Raw genomic sequence first — 20,702 nt, 5'->3', positions numbered from 1 at the left:
TCCGGATACCCCTTGAGCTCCACGTCCTGTGGCTGATGACCGCGGCACGAGCCTGCCCGCGGAATGCGGGCGACTTGGCCCCCTCCTGCACCCACTGGAGCTGCCCATCGGCCGACCGCGTGATGAGCTCGAACGCCCGGTTGCTGAGGTGCCCGAGCGAGGCCCTGCCCTACTCGCCGGCGCGGGCCACGAGCAGCGGCTGGAAGAAGCCTGTCTCCTGCGGCATCCGCCAGCCGGGGTCGACGAATCCGGCCTGGGCCGCGAGGTCCGCCAGCCGCCGCTGGCCGAGCGCCCAGCAGGTGGTCCGGCGGACCTTGACGCGCCATTCACCGCCTTCCGGGAGGAGTTGGAAATGCTCCATGTCGTAGTGCTCGCCGTCGTCGTGCCAACGCCAGAGCTGGAAGGTGACGGTCCGTTCTCCGTCGTCGGCGGCCCGGTGCACTTGTGGGGGCGTCGAAGAGGGGCGGTCGCGCAGCAGATCCTCGTAGGGGCGTGTGCTCACCAGCAGCAGGCCGGCGGGACGTGACACGCGGCGCATCTCGGTCAAGGCGGCCCGCACATCGTGCTCTGTCAGCAGGTGAGGCAGCGCGTTGTCGGCGCAGACGACGGTGTCGAACCGGCCATCGGGAAACGGGAGACGTCGCATGTCGGCGGCGGCCGTGCGCAAGCTCAGGCCCCGGCGGGCGGCCTCACGGACAGCGCGGGCGGCGGCGCGGTGGCTGAGGTCGGTGCCGGTGACGCTGTGCCCGCGCAGCGCAAGGCCGATGGCCTGCGTGCCGATGCCACAGGAACAGTCGAGCACCGTCGCGCGATCCCGGCCGATCAGGGCGTCCAGGGCCTCCCCCTGCCGACGGACGCCGGCGTCCCAGTCCGAGTAGATCAGGTGGTAGTCGTCGGCCAGTTCGTCGTAGAAGCGCGCCACCGATGTCTCAGGCATGGCCCGACAGTACTGTGGCTGGGCTCCCGGAAGCGCTCGCGGTCAGGCTCCGTTCCGCCGGTCACGTCACCGCGGTCAGCGTCGCGTAGACCACGACGTTGCCCAGGTAGCCGGTGCGCTTGGTGTAGCCGCCGCCGCAGGTGATCAACCGGAGTTCGGGCCGGCCGGAACTGCCGTAGACCTTCTTGCTGGGGAACTCCTCCCTGTCGTAGAGCTCGACGGCGCGTACGGTGAACACCGCTGTCCGCCGGTCGGTCCGGCTGATCTCGATGGTGGCTCCCTCGGTCAGGGCGCCGAGGTCGTAGAAGACGCCGGGGTCGCCGGTGGGTGTGTCCACATGCCCGGTGGCGACGGCGGTGCCTGCCGAGCCGGGAGGCGTGCCGTCGCCGTACCAGCCGGCGCTGCCGGGTTGGTCAGGTGGCGGAGTCCGCAGTGCTCCTGCCGCGTCGAGGCCCACTCGTGTCATCGGGGCGTTCACCCCGATGGCGGCGATCCGGAGCCGGACCGGATCTGCGGGGGGCAGCGGGTGGACGGCGGGGCGGGTGCGGGCCGCCGAGGTTGAGGAGGACTGGGCTGCCGATGGCCGCGGGGGCGGCTTCCCGTCGTCCACCGCGCTGATCAGCAGCACGACACCGGCCGTCATCATGCAGGTCAGAAGCAGCACCGCGGGGATGAACGGAGCTCGGTGAGCGTTGGTGTGATGTCTGGATGCCATCGCGGTCGGGTCTTTGCCTCACGGCGGGTGTCGCAGCGCGTGGTGTGGGCGCGGGGTGGGCGGGCCTGGTGTGATCGGGTCTCGTGGTGCGGGCTCGCGGTGGACGGGCCGTGCGGCCAACGGATCCGTTCCGTTTCCGAGGTCGGTCACAGGCCGAAGTGGACGGGGCCGGTCGGCGGAATGGCACGATCAGGTTGGCCGGTCAGGTTCGCTGCTCACGTTCGGTTGCCGTTCGGGCGGCGGCACAACCAGACCGCACCCCCGGCGGCGGCCGTGACGAGCAGCCCACCGCCCAGGGCGAGCCCCTCATCCGTGTCCTCGCCCGGTCCGAAGCCGGCGCTGACCGAGCCGCTCGGAGGCCGTCCGACGACCCGGTACGTCTCCGTCACCTTGGTCAGCGGCGGACACTTCACGGTGACTGTGTCGTCGCCCGGCCGGGTTCCTTCGGGGATCTGGAACTCGCCGGTGAGCACCCCCTCCTCCTCGCCTGCGAAGAGGTGGAACTCTCCTCCCGCCTCGGACCAGCCCTTGCCATAGTCCGCGTCAGCGTCGCAGGCCCTCGTACTGACCGTGACCGTGGAACCCGGTGGGGCGTTCCACGGCTCGATACTGAGATCCGAGTCGTCAGCGGCGGCAGCGGCCGGGATCTGCAGCCCGAGGGCACCGAGAACCAGGCCGATACCCGCACCCATGTGTCTGTAGCGCATGCGAATCCTCCAACGGAACCGTGTCCGGCCTGCTGCGCGGCACATCTCGTGTGTTCCGCACACGAGGCAACCGACAGTCCGTCAGTTCCGCAACCTGACGAGTAGCCGAGCATGTCACCCGGTCAGGCGCACCGGGGTTCTCTCTTGATCACTTGCGCAGGTCACCGATGCGGAGGTCATCAGTACTCATCACCCACCGCCCCGTCCCCATATCGGTGACAGCCGACCGGGCTGTGCCCACGGGTGGTCCGGGGCCGGGCGGGCCACCCCGGCGTGGGATGGTCCTGCTGAACGGGTCACCACAGCGTGACGATCCGCCCGATCGCGGTAGCGTCGCCCGCCGTCGTCGCGCGGGCCGCTCCTGTGGGGACCGCTTTCTTGGTCGAGGCTCAGGTCCGGGGCGAGGCCGGTACGTCCATGGGGATGTGCAGGCGGTCGGTCAGGGTGGTGAGGGCTCTCCCCAGCGGGAGCGCGACCCGGGTGAGGGCGTGCCGGTCGCCTCGGGTCTGGTCGCGGTTGATGATGAGCACCGGCGTCCCGGCCTGGGCCGCCTGGCGGACGAACCGCAGTCCGGACATCACCGTCAGTGAGGAACCGAGGACCAGCAGTGAGGCTGCCTCACGGACCAGCTCGCGGCAGTGCTCGACCCGCTGCGGGGGAACCGCCTCGCCGAAGAACACGACGTCCGGCTTGAGGACGCCGCCGCAGATCGCGCAGGGCAGTACGCGGAAGTCCTCGACCTGTTCGTCGGTGAGGTCGGCGTCACCGTCCGGGTTGATGCCCGCCGCCACCGGTGCGAAGTCGGGGTTGGCCGCTTCCAGCCGCTGGGCCAGTTCGCGGCGCGGACTGAAGGCACCGCACCCGAGGCAGACGACCCGGTCCAGGCTCCCGTGGAGTTCCACGACGCCCTCGCTGCCGGCGGCCTGGTGCAGGCCGTCCACGTTCTGGGTGATCACCCCGGAGAGCAGGCCGTGCCGTTCGAACGCGGCCACGGCCCGGTGCCCGGCATTGGGGCGGGCACGGCCGAAGGTGCGCCATCCGAGGTGGCTTCGCGCCCAGTACCGGCGCCGGGCCCGGGCGCTGGCGGTGAACTCCTGGTAGGTCATCGGGGTGTGCCGGCTCAGACTCCCGCCCTCGCCCCGGTAGTCGGGGATGCCCGACTCCGTGGAGATGCCCGCCCCACTGAGCACCAGCACACCGCCGGCGCTCAGCGCATCGGCGACCGGCTCCAGATCCGTGGTGCCGGGCGGCAGGTCCTCGGTGGGGGTCCAACTCAGAGTGGGGCGCATACGCATGCCGCAAGAGTACGAAACAGGCTGCCGACGGAGTCCGGTACGGCGTCCCCCAACTCTTGCGCACCGAACCGAACCGGACCGCACCGGACCGGCCCGCACCGGACCGCACCGCACCGATCCGTGGCTGCCGGGTTCCGGGTCCGCGCCTCTTCCCGGACGGGGACGGACGTCGGTGCGTCCCAGGCATGCCGGACCGCGCGGGGAGGGCTGAGCCCCGTACACCGTGGCGCAGGGGCTCAGGAGCGCACCGACTCCCCGTATCCCTCAGGTCACGGGCGCTCGTCCGGGCGCATCGTCCCGGACCCTCACCAGTCATTCCGGTATGAGGGCGCCACCGGATGCGCGGTGGGCGGACGAACTGCGGGTTCCGCCCGGGTGACGGGCTCGGCGAGCCGCTAGGGATCTTGCGCCGGAACGGGCCGGGGGGCAGGGCGGCTGTGGGGCACGCCCGCAACGACGGGACCGAGCGCGTCCCTGTGCATCCTCGCCTCGACGGCACCGTCACCGCCGCAGCCACCGGGTCAGGGTGCCGAGCATGATCCACGGGACGACGGCATAGGGTTTCCCCATGGAGTTGGACGAGGGCCGCAGGGCGGCCGAGGCCGGGGACTGGGTGGGCGCGGGACACGCCTTCGTCCGGGCCGCCATGGAGGGCAGTGCGGAGGGTGCCGAGCTGGCTGCCCGGGTGACCGTCGAGCTGGAACCGCTGGCGGACGGTGGGTCGGCGGAGGCCGCCGCGTTGCTCGCCGGGATCTACCTGGAGTACTTCGACGCGTCGGCCCTGCCCGGGGCCGTGCGTCACGCCCGCGCGGCGGCCGAGGCCGGGCTCCCGGCCGGTCAGCGCACCTACGGGCACATGCTGGCGACGGGTCTCGGCGTCGAGAAGGACGAGGCGCGTGCCGCCGGACTGTTCAGGGCGGCGGCCGAGAGCGGGGACGCCTACGCCATGTTCAACCTCGCCCAACTGGTCGACGACCCCGACGAGTCTCTGCGCCTGTTCGAGGCCGCCGCACGCGAGGGCATCGTGCCCGCCGGCGCGGTCCTCGGCGACCGGCTGTCGGCGCTGGACCGCGACGAGGACGCGCTGGGCTGGTACGTCTGGGCGGCCGGGCGTGGGCACACCGGGGCGATGAACGCGGCAGCCCGCTGGTATCGCGACGGCTTCGGTACCACGCCGGACCCGGTTCAGGCGGTGCGCTGGTTCTTCGTCATGCTCGCGCACGGCGACGGAGACGGCATCCACGAGGCGATCGAGCTGGTGAAGGCCGGGGCTCTGGACGAGGGGCAGATCCGCGAGGCCGGGCGGCTCGCCGGTGATCCCGATGCGGCGGAGGCCCTGATCGACACGGTTCTGGGCGGCAGCCGGGGTTGACGCGACGTAGGACTGCGACGTGGGCGCTCGCTGTTCGCCCCCCGGACAGCCATGACGTTCGCGCATAGTGGCTGTGCCGAAGTTTCGTTGGACTCATGGTCGCCCGCTTCCTAGCGTGGCACGCATGAACGCTCCCCGTATCGCCCTCGTCACGGGCGCCAACCAAGGTCTCGGCCGCGCCCTCGTCGAAGGACTGGCTGCCCGCATGGACTCGGACGACCTGGTCCTGCTCACCGGCCGCAGCCGCCCGCGCGTGACGGACGCCGCACACGAGGTCGGCCGGCTGCCCGGCACCCGGGCCCAGGTCGAGGGCCGGGTCCTGGACGTCACCGACACCGACGCCGTCGCCCGTCTCGCCGAGGATCTCCGAGCCCGCTACGGAGGTGTCGACGTCGTCCTCTCCAACGCGGTGGCCCGCGTGCTGCCCGAGGAGTCACAGGCCGAGCGGGCCGACGAGTTCATCGACGTCTCCAACACCGCCACGCACGCGATCCTGCGCTCCTTCGGTCCCGTCCTGCGCCCCGGCGGCCGGCTGCTCGTCGTCGCCAGCAGCCTGGGCACCCTCGGTCACCTGGATCCCCGGCTGCACCACCTCTTCGACGGCGCGAGTCTCGACCAGGTCGAGTACGCCGTCGAATCGTGGCGCCGTGCCGTCCACAACCGGACCGCGCAGGAGGCCGGCTGGCCGATCTGGCTGAACGTCCCCTCGAAGGTGGCTCAGGTCGCCGCCGTCCGCGCCGTCGCCGCCGAACGCCGCGAGAACGATCTCGCCGACGGCACACTGATCGCGGCGGTGTGTCCCGGCATGGTCGACACCGCCACCTCCCGTCCCTGGTTCAGCGACTACAGCCAGGCCCAGTCGCCGGCCCGGGCCGCCGAGGCCGTGCTCGACCTGGTCCTCGCCGAACACGTCGATCCCGCCCTCTACGGCGAACTCGTCCGCTTCGGCCAAGCCCTCGACTGGTACGACGGCACACCTCCGGTGGAGCAGGACCGCATGCTCACACCTTGAACACGCCGGGCCTTCGCACACGACGTGGACAGGCGCGGCGCCATCGTCCGCCGGGCAGTGCCCCTCACCGAAGGGACACCCCCTGGCGAGCCGTGCTGGATTGTCAGCGGGTGGCGAGGAGCTCCAGCGTGTCGATCACGCGGTTCGAGAAACCCCACTCGTTGTCGTACCACGCGACCACCTTGATGTGGCGGCCGTCGACGCGGGTGAGGGCCGAGTCGAAGATCGACGAGGCGGGATTGCCCGTGATGTCGGACGACACGAGCGGGTCGTCCGAGTACTCAAGAATGCCGGCGAGCGGCCCCTCCGCCGCGGCGCGGTACGCGGCCAGCACGTCGTCGAGCGTCACGTCGCGGGCGACGGTCGTGTTCAGTTCGACGATCGAGCCCACCGGCACCGGCACGCGGATCGAGTCGCCCGACAGCTTGCCGTCGAGGTTCGGCAGCACCAGGCCGATCGCCTTGGCGGCGCCGGTCGTGGTCGGCACGATGTTGATGCCCGCGGCCCGGGCGCGCCGGGCGTCACGGTGCGGGCCGTCCTGCAGGTTCTGCTCCTGCGTGTAGGCGTGCACCGTCGTCATGAACCCGTGCTCGATACCGGCGAGTTCGTCGAGGACCGCGGCCAGCGGCGCGAGGGCGTTGGTGGTGCAGGAGGCGTTCGAGACGATCGTGTGCACAGCCGGATCGTAGGCGTCGGTGTTGACGCCGAACGCGAGAGTGACGTCGGCGCCGTCCGACGGCGCGCTGACGAGAACCTTCTTGGCCCCGGCGTCGAGGTGGGCCCGCGCGGCCTTGGCCGAGGTGAAGCGGCCGGTGGCCTCCAGGACGATGTCGACACCGAGTTCGGCCCACGGCAACTGCGCCGGTTCCCGCTCGGCCAGCACCGTGATCCGCCGGCCGTCGACGACGAGGGTGTTGCCGTCGACGGTCACCGGCCGCCCGAGCCGGCCGGCCGTGCTGTCGAAGGCGAGCAGCCGGGCGAGCGCGGCGGGCTCTGTCAGATCGTTGACGGCGACGATCTCCAGGGCACTGTCGCGCTCCAGCAGCGCGCGCAGCACATTGCGTCCGATGCGGCCGAATCCGTTGATGGCGATGCGAGTCATGAGTGATGTCCCTTCCGTTCGCCACCAGACTCGCCCGCGGCCCGCACCGCCGACAGTGGCGGGATCGCCAGTGTCCAAAAGGATCCCGCCAGCCGGCGTGGTGCCGGGCGGGTCACTCGCCCCGGGTGAAGGTGCGCCGGTACTCACTCGGTGTGGTGCCGAGGATGCGCTGGAAGTGCAGCCGTAGGTTCGCGCCGGTGCCGAGCCCGACGTCGTCGGCGATCTGCTCGACGCTGCGCTGCGAGCGCTCAAGCAGTTCGCGGGCCAGGTCGATGCGGGCACGCATCACCCACTGCATCGGCGTGTAGCCGGTCTCCTCCACGAAGCGCCGGGAGAACGTGCGGGGCGAGACCCCCGCCTGCCGCGCCAGTATGTCGAGGGTGAGGGGCTCGCCGAGCCGGTGCAGCGCCCACTCGCGGGTCGCGGCGAACCGCTCGCCGAGCGGCTCGGGCACACTGCGCGGGACGTACTGTGCCTGGCCGCCGCTGCGGTAGGGGGCCGCGACCAGACGCCGGGCCGCGTGGTTGGACGCGGCCACTCCGAGATCGCCGCGCAGGATGTGCAGGCACAGGTCGATGCCGGAGGCGGCTCCCGCCGAGGTGAGCACGCTGCCCTCGTCGACGAACAGCACGTTCTCGTCCACCCGGACGAGCGGATGCCCGGCCGCGAGTGCCCGGGTGTAGTGCCAGTGCGTCGTGGCGCGCTTGCCGTCGAGCAGGCCCGTGGCGGCGAGCGCGAAGGCGCCCGTGGAGATGGCGGCGAGCCGCGCACCCCTGTCGTGGGCCGTGATCAGCGCGTCGATCACGGCCCGCGGCGGATCGTCGCGGTCCGGGAACCGGTAGCCGGGGACGAAGACGATGTCGGCCCACGCGAGCGCGTCGAGGCCGTGGGCGACGTGGTACGCGAGGCCGTCCCCGCCGGTCACGAGACCGGGTGCCGCCCCGCACACCCGCACCTCGTACGGCATGCTCGCGCGGGTCGTGAAAACCTGCGCGGGAATTCCGACGTCGAGCGGCTTCGCACCCTCCAGGACGAGGACGGCGACGCGACGAAGGTGGGAGGGAGGCACGGGAAAAGGTTACGTGGGACGTGACGTCGGTACGCCACCGCGCGGTCGTCGCCCCGTCCCGTCGCTCCTTCCTGCCGTGCGCGGTGCCGGCGTGCAGCCTCAGAGCTGGATGGGCAGGTGGCGGGGGCCGCGGAGCATGGCGTTCTGTCGGTAGGGGGGCGGGTCCTGGACCAGCCGGGCGGTGCCCAGGTGGGGGAGCAGGGCGCCGAGCGCGGAATACGCCTCGATACGGGCCAGGGGGCCGCCGTAGCAGATGTGGATGCCGCTGCCGAAGCCGAAGTGCTGGTTGTCCGGACGGGTGGGGTCGAACCGGTCGGGCTCGTGGAACCGCTTGGGGTCGCGGCTGCCCGAGGCCAGTACCAGGACGACGGACGAGCCTTCCGGGACGGTGGTGCCGGCAACGTCGATGTCGGCGCGCGGGATGCGCTCGCGCATGTGGACCGGAGGCTCGTACCGCAGCAGTTCCTCCACGGCTCGCGGCAGCAGGTCCGGTTCGCGGCGCAGCAGGTCCAGCTGTTCGGGCTGGCGCAGCAGGGTGAGCACACCGTTGGTGATGAGGTTGACCGTGGTCTCGTGCCCGGCGATGAGCAGCAGGACCGCCGTTTCGGCGAGTTCCTCCCGAGTGAGCCGCAGAGCCGGGTCGGGCTCGTTGACGAAGGCGGAGAGCATGTCGTCGCTGGGCTTGCCGCGGCGCTCCTCGGCGAGGTTCACCAAGTAGCCGCCCATCTCCATCTTCGCCTGTTCACCGGCCTTGTCCGTCTCGGTGGTGTCCGCACCCGGCCTGACGTCGGCGGCGGCGACGAGGGCGTCGGACCAGGCCCTGAAGAGGGGCTCGTCCTCGCGTGGCACGCCGAGCAGGCGGCAGATGACCGTGACGGGCAGCGGGTAGGCGAAGTCGTCGACGAGATCGATCTGCTCGCCCGCACGGAAGGAGGCCAGCAGTTCCTGGGTGATCCGGTCGATCTCGCCGCGCATGCCGTCGACGCGGTGCGGGCTGTGCGGCGGGCCGAAGGGCCGCATGGCCAGGGTGCGCAGTCTGTGGTGCTCGGGGTCGTCGAGCCGCAGGAACGGCAGTTGCTGCGCCTCCCCGCCGCGGGTACGGGGATCGACGCTCACCCGCGGATCGTGGAGCAGGGCGGCGACCTCGTGGTAGGTGCCGACCAGGTAGCTGCCGTCAGTCTGCTGAACCACGGGACCGGCCGCGCGGAGTTCCGCGTACAGCGGGTACGGGTCAGGGCGGTTGGAGTAGTCGGTGATGCGTGCCAGCAGGGTCTCGGAGGCCATGGCGGCTCCTCGTGGTCGGGCGGGACGTGGGCTACACCACGGTCAGTCGGCGGTCGGGCAGGTGACCGGTGAGCGCGACGGTCGGGCCGTGGGACAGCACCGACGGATCGGGCACGTCGGAAGGGATCGTGACGTCGGCCGCGATCGCGCGGTCCGGCGCACCGGGCGGGGGCGGGAAGGGAGCGGCCGTCTCGATCAGATGCCGGTAGTAGTCGAGCGACTTGGCCATGTCGACGGTGACGGCCGCGGTGACCCGGCCCTTGTACCCGTAGACCATGGCAAGACGGCGGGCCTCCAACGAGCCCTGGGCGATGACGACGTGGTCCGAGTAGGTGGGCACGCCCACGGACTTGATGTTGAGTCCGAACTGGGTCGACCAGAAGACCGGGACGGCCAGGTGCGGGCGTTGCAGCGGGCCCGGGTTGACCATGTTGTGGGCCGCCACCTGGGCCTGCTCGACCGCGTTGCCCCAGTGCTCCAGGGACAGCATCTGGTAGCCGAAGAGCGGGTGGGGGAAGCGGGAGACGTCGCCGGCCACGAAGACGTCGTCGGTGACGATCCCGTACATGTTGAAGGCGCGGCAGCCCGCGTCGCACGCGATTCCGCGCGGGCCCACCGCCAGCCCCGACTCCGCCAGCCATTCGACATTGCGGATGGCCCCCAGCGCCGCCACGCACACGTCCGCGTCGATCCGGCTGCCGTCGGACAGCTCCGCACCCGTGAAGGCTCCGTTGCCGTTCAGGGCGGTGACCGTCACGCCGGTGCGCAGGTCCACGCCGTGGTTGCGCTGCATGACGGCCGCGAGCTTCGACAGGGTGCCGCCGAGTGCGCCGACCAGCGGAGCGGGGCCGCGCTCGGTGACCGTGACCTGCACTCCCAGCTCCCGGCACGCCGAGGCGATCTCGGAGCCCGTGAAGCCGCCGCCGATGACCAGGACGCGCTCCGGCCTCGCGGCGAGCCGCTCGGCCAGCCCCGCGCCGTCCTCCCGGGAACGCAGGGTGAACACCCCCTCCAGCGCGGCCTCCTCCCTGTTGGGCCAGGGCCGCGCGCGGGTTCCAGTGGCGATCAGCACCCGGTCGTACGGCAGTGACTCCCCCTCCTCCAGCAGCACCCGCTTCTCCAGCAGGTCCAGGCCCGTGGCGCGGACGCCCAGCCGCCACTCGGCGTCCGGATCCCGGCGCATCGGCAGCTCGGTGGTCTCCGCCGTCGCCTGCCCGAGCAGCACCTGCTTGGACAGCGGCGGACGGTCGTAGGGTGCGTGGGGTTCGTCCCCGACCACGGTCAGTGAGCCGGTGAAGCCTTCCTCGCGCAGCGCTTCCGCGGCCCGTAGTCCGGCCAGCGACGCACCGACGATGACGATGCGGCCGTCCTTGAGGTCACCGGGCACCGCTGCTCACCTCTTCGCCCAGGAGTATGGCCTGCACCGGGCAGGCCGCCGCGGCCTGGCGTACGCGTTCCTCCTGGTCGTCGGGTACGGCCGTGGCGTAGAGGAGGCCTTCCTCGCCGTGCAGCTCGAACACGTCCGGCGCGAGGAACACACACTGTGCGTATCCCTGGCAGCGCGTGAGATCGACAACGGTCCGCATCTTCACTACCTCCTCCGCCGTCACACCCCCCTCACCTCCAGAATGGGCGGAGACCCGTTCGCTCGCACGGTGACCGCCTGCGGGACGCGGCCGGTGAGGCGTCAGTCGCGGGCGCGGTCGAGACCGAGGGCGGCGCCGATGAGGGCGGGGTGCGTGAACGCCGGTGGTGCGTCGCCCAGTTGCTCGCCTCGTGGCTCATCGCCTCGGCGTACGGGCGGACATGGTTGGCGTAGGTGGACATCTCCTAGATGGCCGGGCGGGCTTGGAAGGAGCGAATGGAGAAGGGTCCCCGTCGCCTTCCAGGCCGTCGGGCCGGGTTGGCCTGGGGGCCGTAACGTCGGACCCGAAGCCGGAGACCAGTTCGTTGCCGAGGGCATCGACGCTGGAGAGCCACACTGGGTCGTAGGGATTTCGCGCCGCGATCGATCACGCCGTCGCCCGGTGGCCGTCGTGTCCCCGCCCCGAGAGGAACCGGCCGGCAACCTGAACGGGCCTGACCACGGCATCGCTGCCCCGCCCCCCGGACGCAGCACAGTGCGTGGTCCGATCGGGTGCCGACCGGGGCAGTCAGGCCCCACGGCACCGTCCGTTCCGGGGTCGGTGGCCCGAACGGCCCTGTCGGGAACCCGGCACGTCGATGGAAGGTGGTCGTACAGAGGCCGAGACGCACGAAGCCCCCGAACGCCGTCCCGACACGAAAGGGATCCGGATGTCCGTCGACACGCGCACGGCGCCCGCCGCACTCTCGGACGAGGAGCTCGCCTCCCTGGACGCCCACTGGCGCGCCGCGAACTACCTCTCCGTCGGCCAGATCTATCTCATGGCGAACCCCCTGCTGAGCGAGCCGCTCCAGCCCGAGCACGTCAAACCGCGGCTGCTCGGCCACTGGGGCACCTCACCCGGCCTGAACCTGGTGCACACCCACCTCAACCGCGTGATCAAGGCCCGCGGCCTGGACGCGCTGTGCGTCTGGGGGCCCGGACACGGCGGCCCGGCCGTGCTCGCCAACTCCTGGCTGGAGGGGTCGTACACCGAGACCTACCCGGACGTCACCCGGGACGCGGCCGGCATGGCCCGGCTGTTCAAGCAGTTCTCCTTCCCGGGCGGGGTGCCCAGCCATGTCGCCCCCGAGACCCCCGGCTCCATTCACGAGGGCGGTGAACTCGGCTACTCCCTGTCACACGCCTACGGCGCGGCCTTCGACAATCCGGACCTGCTGGTCGCCTGCGTGATCGGCGACGGGGAGGCGGAGACCGGGCCGCTGGCCACCTCCTGGCACTCCAACAAGTTCCTCGACCCGGTCCGCGACGGCGCCGTGCTGCCGATCCTGCACCTGAACGGCTACAAGATCGCCAACCCGACGGTGCTGGCCCGGCTCCCGGAAACCGAACTCGACGAACTTCTGCGTGGCTACGGCCACGACCCCATCCACGTCACCGGTGACGACCCGACGGCCGTCCACCGCGCGATGGCAGCGGCGATGGACGAGGCGGTCGACCGCATCGCCGGCTTCCAGCGTGCCGCCCGCGAGGACCAGGCCACGGACCGGCCCCGCTGGCCCGTGATCGTGCTGCGCACACCCAAGGGCTGGACCGGTCCCGTGGAGGTGGACGGACTGCCGGTCGAGGGCACCTGGCGCGCGCACCAGGTGCCGCTGGCCGCCGTACGGGACAACCCCGAACACCTGCGGCAGCTGGAAGAGTGGCTGCGCTCCTACCGTCCCGAGGAACTGTTCGACGAGCACGGCGCCCCCCGCGCGCACGTCGTGGCATGCGTCCCGGAGGGTGCCCGGCGGCTCGGTGCCACCCCGCACGCCAACGGCGGCCTCCTCGTGCGCGAACTGCCTCTGCCGCCCCTGGAGAAGTACGCCGTCGAGGTGGACAAGCACGGCGCCACCCTGCACGAACCCACGCGTGTCCTCGGTGACCTGCTCGAAGACGTCATGCGGGCGACCACGGACCGCCGCGACTTCCGGCTCGTCGGCCCCGACGAGACCGCCTCCAACCGGCTCCAGGCCGTCTACGCGGCCAGCGGCAAGGCCTGGCAGGCCGCCACCCTCGACGTGGACGAACACCTCGACCGGCACGGCCGGGTCATGGAGATCCTCTCCGAGCACACCTGCCAGGGCTGGCTGGAGGGCTACCTCCTCACCGGCCGGCACGGGTTGTTCTCCTGCTACGAGGCCTTCGTGCACATCGTGGACTCCATGGTCAACCAGCACATCAAGTGGCTGCGCACCACCCGCCGCCTGCACTGGCGCGCTCCTGTGGCCTCCCTGAACTACCTCCTCACGTCCCATGTGTGGCGGCAGGACCACAACGGGTTCTCCCACCAGGACCCCGGCTTCGTGGACCACATCCTGAACAAGAGTCCCGAGGCCGTACGGGTCTACTTCCCGCCGGACGCGAACACACTGCTGTCCGTGGCGGACCACGCCCTGCGCAGCCGGGACTACGTCAACGTGATCGTGGCGGGCAAGCAGCCCTGCTTCGACTGGCTCTCGATGGAGGAGGCGAAGGTCCACTGCGCCCGGGGCGCCGGCATCTGGGAGTGGGCCGGCAGCGAGGACGGCACGCGTGAACCGGACGCGGTGCTCGCGTGCGCGGGTGACGTGCCGACGCAGGAGGTTCTCGCCGCGGCCCAGCTACTGCGCCGCCACCTGCCCGACCTGGCCGTGCGCGTGGTCAACGTGGTAGACATCGCCCGACTGCTGCCGAGCGAGGAGCACCCGCACGGCATGAGCGACTTCGAGTACGACGGGCTCTTCACGGCCGACAAGCCGGTGATCTTCGCCTACCACGGCTACCCCTGGCTCATCCACCGCCTGGCCTACCGCCGTACCGGGCACCGTCACCTGCACGTGCGTGGCTACAAGGAGATCGGTACGACGACCACCCCCTTCGACATGGTGGTCCGCAACGACCTGGACCGCTACCGCCTGGTCATGGACGTCATCGACCGCGTCCCCGGCCTCGCAGTCCGCGCGGCCGCCGTACGCCAGCACATGGAGGACGCCCGCCAGCGCCACCACGTCCACATCCGGGAAAACGGCACGGACCTGACGGAGGTCGCCGACTGGACATGGGACGGCTGAACCGCCTCGCGCCCCGCTCTGTCCCCGCGCGCTCGCGCATCCGGCCACGGGGCGGGGCCGACGCAGGTGAGAGACCATGATGTTCTGGTAGGGCCATGTCTTCGTGAGGATCTTCGTGAGTTGCCGATGACCTCCGGCCGGGACCGTGTACGCCCTCGCGGGGTACGGCGCGACAGGCGGCCCGAGGAAAGGCGGTGGGGACGATGACACTCCCTCTGGTCGTGGGAGTCGACGGATCGGAGCCGAGCCTCGTCGCGGTCGACTGGGCCGTGGAGGAAGCCGTCCGCCACGGTCTCCCGCTCAGGCTGATCCACGCCTCCCTCTGGGAGCGCTACGAGTCCGGCCTGTCCCCGGCGGGTCCGGGACGGCCCTCCGAGCAGGTGCTGGCCGAGCAGATCGTGGCCTCGGCGGCCGACCGGGCGGAACGCCGCAACAGGGACGTGAAGATCACCACCGACATCGTGCCCGAGGAGGCGGCGGCGGCTCTCGTGCGCGAAGGCTGCGCAGCCTTCGCGCTGGTGACCGGTTCACGCGGCCGCGGCGAGCTCAGGGGACTGCTGCTCGGGTCGGTCGGTCTGGCCGTGGCGGCCCGGGCCCCCTGCCCGGCGGTCGTCGTCCGGGGCGACCGGGTGGGCCTGGCGGGTGGGCACGGGCGCATCCTGCTCGGCCTCGGTGAAGCCGGTACCAGCGCGGAAGCCGTGCGCTTCGCCTTCCAGGAGGCCGGGGTGCGCGGCTGCGTCCTCGATGTCGTGCGTGCCTGGCGCAGGACCGCCCACGACAGGAGTGGCAACCTGCCACAGGCCGGAGGACCGGTCGACACATCCGGGGAGAGCGCCTCCGCCCTCGTCGACGCCCGGCTCACGGCCGCGATCGACGAGTATCCGCACGTCCGGACGCGTCCGGCGGCCGTAGAGGGATCGGCCGGCAAGGTCCTCGTGGACCGGTCGGCAGCGGCGGACCTCGTGATCGTCGGGGCAGCACGCGGGAAGGGACACTTCGGACTCCGGCTCGGCCGTGTGGGCCATGCCCTCCTCCACCATGCCCAGTGCCCGGTCGCGGTTGTGCCCGAACGGCAGTGAGGGCGGCGCGGCATGCCGCGGGTGCACGGACGGGAGCGGTCCCGCGGACTCATCCGAACAGGCTGCGCACCCTGATGGTCTCGACGCGCCGCCACGTGCCACCGGGCAGCAGCATCCGCTCGCCGTCGGCGCTGCGAGCGCTCAACCGACCGGAACCGGCCGGCCGGGGCCCCGCTCGCCGCCGGGTCTTCCTCGCCGAGGGCAGCGCCGGACCGCGGCAGGTCCGCTCGGCCCGCGCATCAGGTTGAGTGCGTCGGCTCATCGGCCCTCCAGTTCGCGAGTACAGGATGCTCCGGGGAACGCCGGGCCCTTCCTGGCGGTCGGGCTCGCCCCGATGGCCGGACGGCGGCCGGTCACACACCCAGCATCTCTCCTCTTGTACCCGGTGGCGGGGCCGAATCGCACAAAGGCGGGAGCAAGTGGAACCGGCTGGGTGGCGGTGTGGCGACGGGTCCCGCAGCGTGGGGAACAGGGGCGGACCGGCCCGGTGGGCGCACACCGGAGAACCGGGTCACACCGGACGAGAGGTGGGACGCATGGACAGGGATGCCTCCGAGCGCCGGGTGGTGGTCGGTGTCGACGGGTCGCAGTCCTCGTACGACGCCCTGCGCTGGGCCGTGCGGTACGCCGGCCTGGTCGGCGGCACCGTGGACGCGGTCGCGGTGTGGGAGCTGCCGGGTCTGTACGGCTGGTCGGGGCCCGCCGTCGACATGGACGTCGACGAGGAGGAGACGCGCCAGAAGATGGGCCAGGAGCTGACCGACGTGCTCGGTGCGGACGCGGCCGGCTCCGTGCGGACCCATGTGGTGCACGGCAACCCCGCCGACATCCTGCTGCGGGCCGCCGAAGGGGCGGAGATCCTGGTCGTCGGCAGCCGGGGCAGGGGCGGGTTCGCGCGTGCCCTGCTGGGCTCCGTCAGCCAGCACGTCTCGCAGCACGCGAGCTGCCCGGTGGTGATCGTGCGCTCCGCGCAGCGGTGACGGTGTGGTGTACGTACAGTGCGCGCTGACCGGCCCACCCCGCCACCCGGACCTCGACCCGGACCTGCCGGATCCGCAGCGGTCGGCTTCCGTCTGACCGGGTGGCGCGCGAGGCGGCCCGGAGCGATGACACGGCCCACGGCGGCTCGGTGGCCCTCGTCAGTCCAGGATCGTGGCGATGCCGCGGCGGCGGAGGTCGGCCAGCCCCTTCAGCATGGCCTCGATCTGCTCGGGGGAGTGCCCGACCCAGCCCTTGAGCTCCGACACGATGCGCACGGGCTCGCGTGTGCGATAGGAGCGGGTGGGGTTGCCCGGGAACTTCTTGTCGGTGACATTGGGGTCGTCCTCCAGGTCGCCGGTCGGCTCCACCACGTAGATCCGCCCCGGCCCGTCGCCGGCTGCGAGCTCGGCGCCCCAGACGGCGGCATCAAGGGTCTCGGAAACGTACACGTGGCGGGACGTACGCCCTTCCTCGAAGTTGGAGGCGTACCCGGGGATCAGCAGGTCCCCTGGAGCAAGCGCCGCCTTCGTACCGTGCAGGTAGGTTCCCGCCTCGTACACCTGGAAGGGGACAGGTGCGTTGGTCATGGGCTTGCTCCTCGGGGCCTGGGCTAGGGGTTACAGGGAACCACAGCTCCTTGCGCTCGCCTGCCCGGAGTATGCCCCCGTGCCCGCCCGGCCGGGCTCGACACCGGCCGCACACCGCGGTTCAGGACGTGGACAGGTATGCGGGGGCCGCCCATGCGACGTCGTCGACCGCTAGCCACGGTGCGACCCCGACGGCCGTGGGCGTCACACCGGCGAAGGTCATGACGTCCCGGTGGAGATGGGACTGGTCGACGTAGCCGATCTCCGCAGCCACCCGAGCGGCACTGTGCCCCGCGGCCAGACGGTGGGCCGCCCGGTCGAAGCGGACGAGTTGAGCGGCGCGTTTGGGGCTGAGACCGATCTGGGCCCGGAACCGGGACCACAGACGCTTACGGCTCCAGCCGACCTCGGCTGCCAGCCGCTCGACCCGGACCCTTCCCTGGTGCGTCACCGTCTGCCCCCACACGAAGGCGACTTCGGGATCGACCGCTCGGCGTGCCTGAAGTCGTCGGACGAGCGCGGTCTCCGCTGTCGCGAACCGGTCGTCCCATGACTTGGCGGCACACAACTGCTCCTGGAGGCGCGCGGCGTCACGGCCCCAGAGGTCGTCGAGGGAGACCACCACGGCACCGAGCTCCGCACAGTCGCCCAGCACCGCGTGCGCGACCAGGGGCGACAGCCGCATCTGGAGACACGCGATGTCCCGGCCGCGCCCGCGGACGCCGACGGACGCGAGCCCCACGACGACGCTGCCGCCGTGTCGCCTGCCGTCGAGGTCATCGACGGCCAAGTCCCCTGCGCCGAGGTCGACGGCCACCGTGACAGCGGGGAACGGGACCACGTCCAGGTCGACGGGGTCGGTCGTACGGGCGCGGAATCCGGCCATGCTGACCCCCGGCAGCCGACCGCGCCGCGACGGGGTGGCGATGTCCCACACCGACGCGGCGTCATGGACCGGTCCGGCGGATCGCATGGCGTTCAAGCTACGCGACATTCATCCAAGACGCGATGTCCGGGAGGCGGTGACACTGACGGCTCCCGCAAGCCCTGCACCGGAAGGGTCCGGCCATGACGCGTTCACCGATCGATCCGTTCACTCCCGCCGTCGAACTGGCCGCGGCGATCCGCCGGAAGGAGGTGAGCCCGGTCGAGGTGGTCGACTGCTGCCTTGAGCGGATGGACCAGCTGGACCCCCGGCTGAACGCCTTCTGCCACCGCGCCGACGACGAGGTCCGCAAGGCCGCGTCCACCGCGGCCGACGCGGTGGTCCGGGCGGCCTCGGTCGACGACCTCCCGCCGTTCCACGGCGTTCCGCTGCCGGTCAAGGACCTGGTCGACGTTGCCGGATGGCCCACCACCCATGGGTCCGCCGGCGCCGGGCACGCCCCGGCCGAGGCATCGGACCCGGTCGTGCGACGTTTCGTGGACGCGGGCTTCATCCTGCTCGGCAAGACCACCACCTCCGAGTTCGGCAGCCTGCCCTTCACCGAGAGCGACGCCCTGGGCATCTCACGCAACCCGTGGAACCCGGACCGTACGCCCGGCGGTTCGTCGAGCGGGGCGGGCGTCGCCGTCGCCGCCGGGATGGCGCCCATCGCCCACGCGGAGGACGGCGGCGGTTCGATACGGATTCCCGCGTCCTGCAACGGCCTCGTCGGCCTCAAACCCACCCGTGGCCTGGTGACCAACGCCACCGTGGAGGTGGAGGGTCTCGGCACCAGCGGAGTGCTCACCCGCTCGGTGGCGGACACCGCGGAGGCCCTCGACGTGATGGCGCGTCACGACCCGGGCGCGTGGTGGTCGCCCCCGACCCCCCGCATGTCGTTCGCCGCCGCGATGAGGACGGCCGTGCCGACCGGGCTACGGGTCGGCGCGCTCACCGACTCCCCGATCGACGGGATACGTGTGCACCCCGCCTGTGTCGCAGCCGTCGACGTCGTTCTTCGGGTGCTCGAATCGGCCGGCCATCACCTTGTCGACACCCCCCTCCCGCTGCCGTCGGCCGATGACCTGGTCTCGGCGTTCACGACCCTGTGGAACGTCGGCGGTGCCGGGATCGCCCTCGCGGAGCCGGACCGTGTCGAGCCGCACAATCGCGCGCTGCGTGCGGCGGCACGAGCGGTCGACTCGTGGACGTACGCGGAAGGGGTGCGGAGGACCCAGCAGTTGTCGCGGCGCATCGTCGAAGGCTTCCTCGCCGGCTTCGACCTCCTCGTCACACCGACGATGGCCTGCCTGCCGCCGTTCGTCGGTGCCTGGCGGGCAGGCACCGACGACGATCCCCTGAGGGCGCTGCGGAACAGCTATCCGATGGGGGTCTTCACGTCGGTGTTCAACGTGACCGGCCAGCCGGCGATCTCCCTTCCCGTCCATCACGACGAAGCCACCGGCCTGCCCGTCGGTGTCCAGATCGTCGCCGCACCATGGCGGGAGGACCTCCTGCTCCAGGTGTCCCGCACCCTCGAACTCGCCCGTCCCTGGACCGGTCGCCGTCCGCCGGTCGCCGCCCGCCCGTCGGGGGCCCGGTCACCTGAGATGAGGGCCGGAGTCCATCGCGGCGTGCGCCTCCTGCGCGAACGTCCGGGACGCGGCGACGCGACGCGGGGAACCCACCCGACGGCGGACGGCGGCTGATCAGCGAGAGCGGGCGCGGCTGATCCGGTCCGGGGCGCCGTGTCAGGTGCGCAGGAGCCGCAGGTCGACCGCGTCGGCCATCGCCTTCATCCCCTCGTCGTTGGGGTGGATGTGGTCGCCCGAGTCGTAGGCCGGGTTGAGGGCCGCCGGGTTGGCGGGGTCACGCATGGTCCGGTCGAAGTCGATGACGCCGTCGAAGGCGCCGCTGGTGCGGATCCACTGGTTGACGCTCTGGCGGATCCTCTCCGCGTCGGGCGTGTAGTACCCGTTGCCCTCGTCCGGCATCAGCGTCGCGCCGATGATGTTGACGTGGGCGGCGTGTGCCTCGTCGATCAGGGTGCGGTAGCCCTCGATCAGGTCCTGCGCGGTCAGTGCCCGGCCGTCGGGGCCCGCGTTGTTGCCGATGTCGTTGATGCCTTCGAAGAGGATGACGTCCTTGACGCCCGGCTGGCCGAGGGCGTCGTGGGAGAAGCGCTTGAGAGCGCTGACCCCCTGCCACAGGTTCGGGACGTCGGTGAGAACCCGGTTGCCGCCGATACCGGCGTCGACGACACTCAGTTTCTGCGGGCCCGGTCCGGAGCCCAGCCGGCGTCCGAGGAAGTCGGGCCACCGGGTGTAGGTGCCGGTCGAGGAGTGGTAGCCGTCCGTGATGGAGTCGCCGAAGGCGACGACGGTGCCCCTCGCGGTCGGGGACACGACGTCCATCCCCGCCAGGTAGTACCAGGAGGTCGTGGTGGTGCCGAACGCGGCGGCGCCGTCGTCCCCGGCGTGGTCGCCGGAGGCTGTGTAGGTGGTGTCGAACGCGTCGGAGTGCCAGGTCGACGTTCCCGTGGCGCCGGGGACGTAGAGGCTGACGAGCAGGTTCTCGCCGGCGCTGACCGAGATCGGGACGACGTCGCTGACCGCCTCTTCGCCGACGGGTATCGTGACGTGCCGCGAGCCACCGAAGGCGACGTTCCGAGTGGTGCCGCGCGTCGCCTCGCCGCCGCTCGCCTGTACGGCCAGGTCCACCGTGCCCAGATCGAGGGGCGCGGTGCCGTACCGGTTCGACAGGGTGATGCGTACGCCCGAACCCGCGACGCTGCTGTGCACCACCATCCGTATGGTCTGGTTGTCGAAGGACGGGCCGCCGGTCGTCATGCTGGGCGACCAGGCACTGACCCTGGTGCCCTTGCCCTGCGACGGTGATGTGGCGGCGGCGTTCGCCTCGTGCGCGGTGCTCAGCGGGACGATCGTGAGGATCATCCC

The 20,702-nt window shown here is 71.6% G+C and carries 18 protein-coding genes; 6 read left to right on the top strand and 12 right to left on the bottom strand.

Annotation, left to right across the window (positions count from 1 at the left end):
• Positions 1-169 precede the first annotated feature (169 nt).
• The 4 genes from ACH4LD_RS14965 to ACH4LD_RS14950 form a co-directional block, all read right to left on the bottom strand.
• The gene (locus tag ACH4LD_RS14965; RefSeq protein WP_398055125.1) at positions 170-937 is read right to left on the bottom strand and encodes a class I SAM-dependent methyltransferase; all 768 of its coding nucleotides are present in this window, start codon (positions 935-937) and stop codon (positions 170-172) included.
• A 61-nt stretch (positions 938-998) separates the two neighbouring features.
• The gene (locus ACH4LD_RS14960) at positions 999-1,583 is read right to left on the bottom strand and encodes a class F sortase (RefSeq protein WP_398055344.1); all 585 of its coding nucleotides are present in this window, start codon (positions 1,581-1,583) and stop codon (positions 999-1,001) included.
• A 284-nt stretch (positions 1,584-1,867) separates the two neighbouring features.
• Entirely contained in the window at positions 1,868-2,359 is a 492-nt protein-coding gene (locus tag ACH4LD_RS14955; RefSeq protein ID WP_398055124.1) for a sortase, read from the bottom strand.
• A 389-nt stretch (positions 2,360-2,748) separates the two neighbouring features.
• On the bottom strand, positions 2,749-3,654 hold the full coding sequence (locus ACH4LD_RS14950; protein ID WP_398055123.1) for an NAD-dependent protein deacetylase: 906 nt from the start codon (positions 3,652-3,654) through the stop codon (positions 2,749-2,751).
• 568 nt (positions 3,655-4,222) lie between these two features.
• On the opposite strand from ACH4LD_RS14950, the gene ACH4LD_RS14945 reads away from it, so the two are divergent.
• Together ACH4LD_RS14945 and ACH4LD_RS14940 are read left to right on the top strand one after the other, a co-directional pair.
• Positions 4,223-5,026 carry a tetratricopeptide repeat protein gene (locus tag ACH4LD_RS14945; RefSeq protein WP_398055122.1) on the top strand — a complete coding sequence of 268 codons (804 nt, stop codon included), beginning with the start codon at positions 4,223-4,225 and terminating at the stop codon, positions 5,024-5,026.
• Positions 5,027-5,150: 124 nt separating this feature from the next.
• Entirely contained in the window at positions 5,151-6,038 is an 888-nt protein-coding gene (locus ACH4LD_RS14940) for an SDR family NAD(P)-dependent oxidoreductase (RefSeq protein WP_398106175.1), read from the top strand.
• 103 nt (positions 6,039-6,141) lie between these two features.
• Here the strand turns inward: ACH4LD_RS14940 and gap are convergent, their stop codons facing one another.
• From gap to ACH4LD_RS14915, 5 genes are all read right to left on the bottom strand, one after another.
• Positions 6,142-7,140: a type I glyceraldehyde-3-phosphate dehydrogenase gene (gene gap, locus ACH4LD_RS14935; RefSeq protein ID WP_398055121.1), complete on the bottom strand. Its 999-nt coding sequence runs from the start codon at positions 7,138-7,140 to the stop codon at positions 6,142-6,144.
• Between the two features lie 112 nt (positions 7,141-7,252).
• Positions 7,253-8,209 (bottom strand): GlxA family transcriptional regulator, encoded by a 957-nt coding sequence (locus tag ACH4LD_RS14930; RefSeq protein ID WP_398055120.1) that lies wholly within the window; start codon positions 8,207-8,209, stop codon positions 7,253-7,255.
• 99 nt (positions 8,210-8,308) lie between these two features.
• Positions 8,309-9,493 carry a cytochrome P450 gene (locus tag ACH4LD_RS14925; RefSeq protein WP_398055119.1) on the bottom strand — a complete coding sequence of 395 codons (1,185 nt, stop codon included), beginning with the start codon at positions 9,491-9,493 and terminating at the stop codon, positions 8,309-8,311.
• Between the two features lie 31 nt (positions 9,494-9,524).
• Positions 9,525-10,880, bottom strand: a complete 1,356-nt coding sequence (locus ACH4LD_RS14920) for an NAD(P)/FAD-dependent oxidoreductase (protein ID WP_398055118.1) — start codon at positions 10,878-10,880, stop codon at positions 9,525-9,527.
• Positions 10,870-11,079, bottom strand: coding sequence for a ferredoxin (locus ACH4LD_RS14915; RefSeq protein ID WP_014670436.1), 210 nt, complete (start codon positions 11,077-11,079; stop codon positions 10,870-10,872). Before ACH4LD_RS14915 ends, ACH4LD_RS14920 begins: the two co-directional genes overlap by 11 nt.
• A 709-nt stretch (positions 11,080-11,788) precedes the next feature.
• On the opposite strand from ACH4LD_RS14915, the gene ACH4LD_RS14910 reads away from it, so the two are divergent.
• From ACH4LD_RS14910 to ACH4LD_RS14900, 3 genes are all read left to right on the top strand, one after another.
• A complete protein-coding gene (locus ACH4LD_RS14910; protein ID WP_398055117.1) occupies positions 11,789-14,173 on the top strand; it encodes a phosphoketolase in 2,385 nt (794 codons plus the stop codon).
• A 203-nt stretch (positions 14,174-14,376) separates the two neighbouring features.
• Positions 14,377-15,252: a universal stress protein gene (locus ACH4LD_RS14905; RefSeq protein ID WP_398055116.1), complete on the top strand. Its 876-nt coding sequence runs from the start codon at positions 14,377-14,379 to the stop codon at positions 15,250-15,252.
• A gap of 536 nt (positions 15,253-15,788) precedes the next feature.
• Positions 15,789-16,232, top strand: coding sequence for a universal stress protein (locus ACH4LD_RS14900; protein WP_398055115.1), 444 nt, complete (start codon positions 15,789-15,791; stop codon positions 16,230-16,232).
• 159 nt (positions 16,233-16,391) lie between these two features.
• On the opposite strand, the gene arr is transcribed toward ACH4LD_RS14900, so the two are convergent.
• Positions 16,392-16,820 carry an NAD(+)--rifampin ADP-ribosyltransferase gene (arr, locus tag ACH4LD_RS14895; RefSeq protein WP_398055114.1) on the bottom strand — a complete coding sequence of 143 codons (429 nt, stop codon included), beginning with the start codon at positions 16,818-16,820 and terminating at the stop codon, positions 16,392-16,394.
• Positions 16,821-16,941: 121 nt separating this feature from the next.
• A complete protein-coding gene (locus ACH4LD_RS14890) occupies positions 16,942-17,793 on the bottom strand; it encodes a helix-turn-helix domain-containing protein (protein ID WP_398055113.1) in 852 nt (283 codons plus the stop codon).
• A gap of 95 nt (positions 17,794-17,888) precedes the next feature.
• On the opposite strand from ACH4LD_RS14890, the gene ACH4LD_RS14885 reads away from it, so the two are divergent.
• Positions 17,889-19,454, top strand: a complete 1,566-nt coding sequence (locus tag ACH4LD_RS14885; RefSeq protein ID WP_398055112.1) for an amidase — start codon at positions 17,889-17,891, stop codon at positions 19,452-19,454.
• 42 nt (positions 19,455-19,496) lie between these two features.
• Here ACH4LD_RS14885 and ACH4LD_RS14880 read toward each other — a convergent pair whose 3' ends face one another.
• Complete coding sequence (locus ACH4LD_RS14880; RefSeq protein ID WP_398055111.1) at positions 19,497-20,699, bottom strand: SGNH/GDSL hydrolase family protein; 1,203 nt, start codon at positions 20,697-20,699, stop codon at positions 19,497-19,499.
• Positions 20,700-20,702 lie beyond the last annotated feature (3 nt).

Origin of the sequence: Streptomyces sp. NPDC017676 (assembly GCF_044329325.1) — a bacterium.
GTDB lineage: Bacteria > Actinomycetota > Actinomycetes > Streptomycetales > Streptomycetaceae > Streptomyces.
Note: the sequence above shows the minus strand (reverse complement) of the source record. Positions and strands in the feature narration are given on the sequence as shown.

What these genes read in the sequence shown, in the direction of transcription:
- ACH4LD_RS14965 (WP_398055125.1), bottom strand. Translation starts at nt 937, where the DNA reads ATGCCTGAGACATCGGTGGCGCGCTTCTACGACGAACTGGCCGACGAC.
- ACH4LD_RS14960 (WP_398055344.1), bottom strand. Translation starts at nt 1,583, where the DNA reads ATGATGACGGCCGGTGTCGTGCTGCTGATCAGCGCGGTGGACGACGGG.
- ACH4LD_RS14955 (WP_398055124.1), bottom strand. Translation starts at nt 2,359, where the DNA reads ATGCGCTACAGACACATGGGTGCGGGTATCGGCCTGGTTCTCGGTGCC.
- ACH4LD_RS14950 (WP_398055123.1), bottom strand. Translation starts at nt 3,654, where the DNA reads ATGCGTATGCGCCCCACTCTGAGTTGGACCCCCACCGAGGACCTGCCG.
- ACH4LD_RS14945 (WP_398055122.1), top strand. Translation starts at nt 4,223, where the DNA reads ATGGAGTTGGACGAGGGCCGCAGGGCGGCCGAGGCCGGGGACTGGGTG.
- ACH4LD_RS14940 (WP_398106175.1), top strand. Translation starts at nt 5,151, where the DNA reads ATGAACGCTCCCCGTATCGCCCTCGTCACGGGCGCCAACCAAGGTCTC.
- gap (WP_398055121.1), bottom strand. Translation starts at nt 7,140, where the DNA reads ATGACTCGCATCGCCATCAACGGATTCGGCCGCATCGGACGCAATGTG.
- ACH4LD_RS14925 (WP_398055119.1), bottom strand. Translation starts at nt 9,493, where the DNA reads ATGGCCTCCGAGACCCTGCTGGCACGCATCACCGACTACTCCAACCGC.
- ACH4LD_RS14915 (WP_014670436.1), bottom strand. Translation starts at nt 11,079, where the DNA reads ATGCGGACCGTTGTCGATCTCACGCGCTGCCAGGGATACGCACAGTGT.
- ACH4LD_RS14910 (WP_398055117.1), top strand. Translation starts at nt 11,789, where the DNA reads ATGTCCGTCGACACGCGCACGGCGCCCGCCGCACTCTCGGACGAGGAG.
- ACH4LD_RS14905 (WP_398055116.1), top strand. Translation starts at nt 14,377, where the DNA reads ATGACACTCCCTCTGGTCGTGGGAGTCGACGGATCGGAGCCGAGCCTC.
- ACH4LD_RS14900 (WP_398055115.1), top strand. Translation starts at nt 15,789, where the DNA reads ATGGACAGGGATGCCTCCGAGCGCCGGGTGGTGGTCGGTGTCGACGGG.
- arr (WP_398055114.1), bottom strand. Translation starts at nt 16,820, where the DNA reads ATGACCAACGCACCTGTCCCCTTCCAGGTGTACGAGGCGGGAACCTAC.
- ACH4LD_RS14890 (WP_398055113.1), bottom strand. Translation starts at nt 17,793, where the DNA reads ATGCGATCCGCCGGACCGGTCCATGACGCCGCGTCGGTGTGGGACATC.
- ACH4LD_RS14885 (WP_398055112.1), top strand. Translation starts at nt 17,889, where the DNA reads ATGACGCGTTCACCGATCGATCCGTTCACTCCCGCCGTCGAACTGGCC.
- ACH4LD_RS14880 (WP_398055111.1), bottom strand. Translation starts at nt 20,699, where the DNA reads ATGATCCTCACGATCGTCCCGCTGAGCACCGCGCACGAGGCGAACGCC.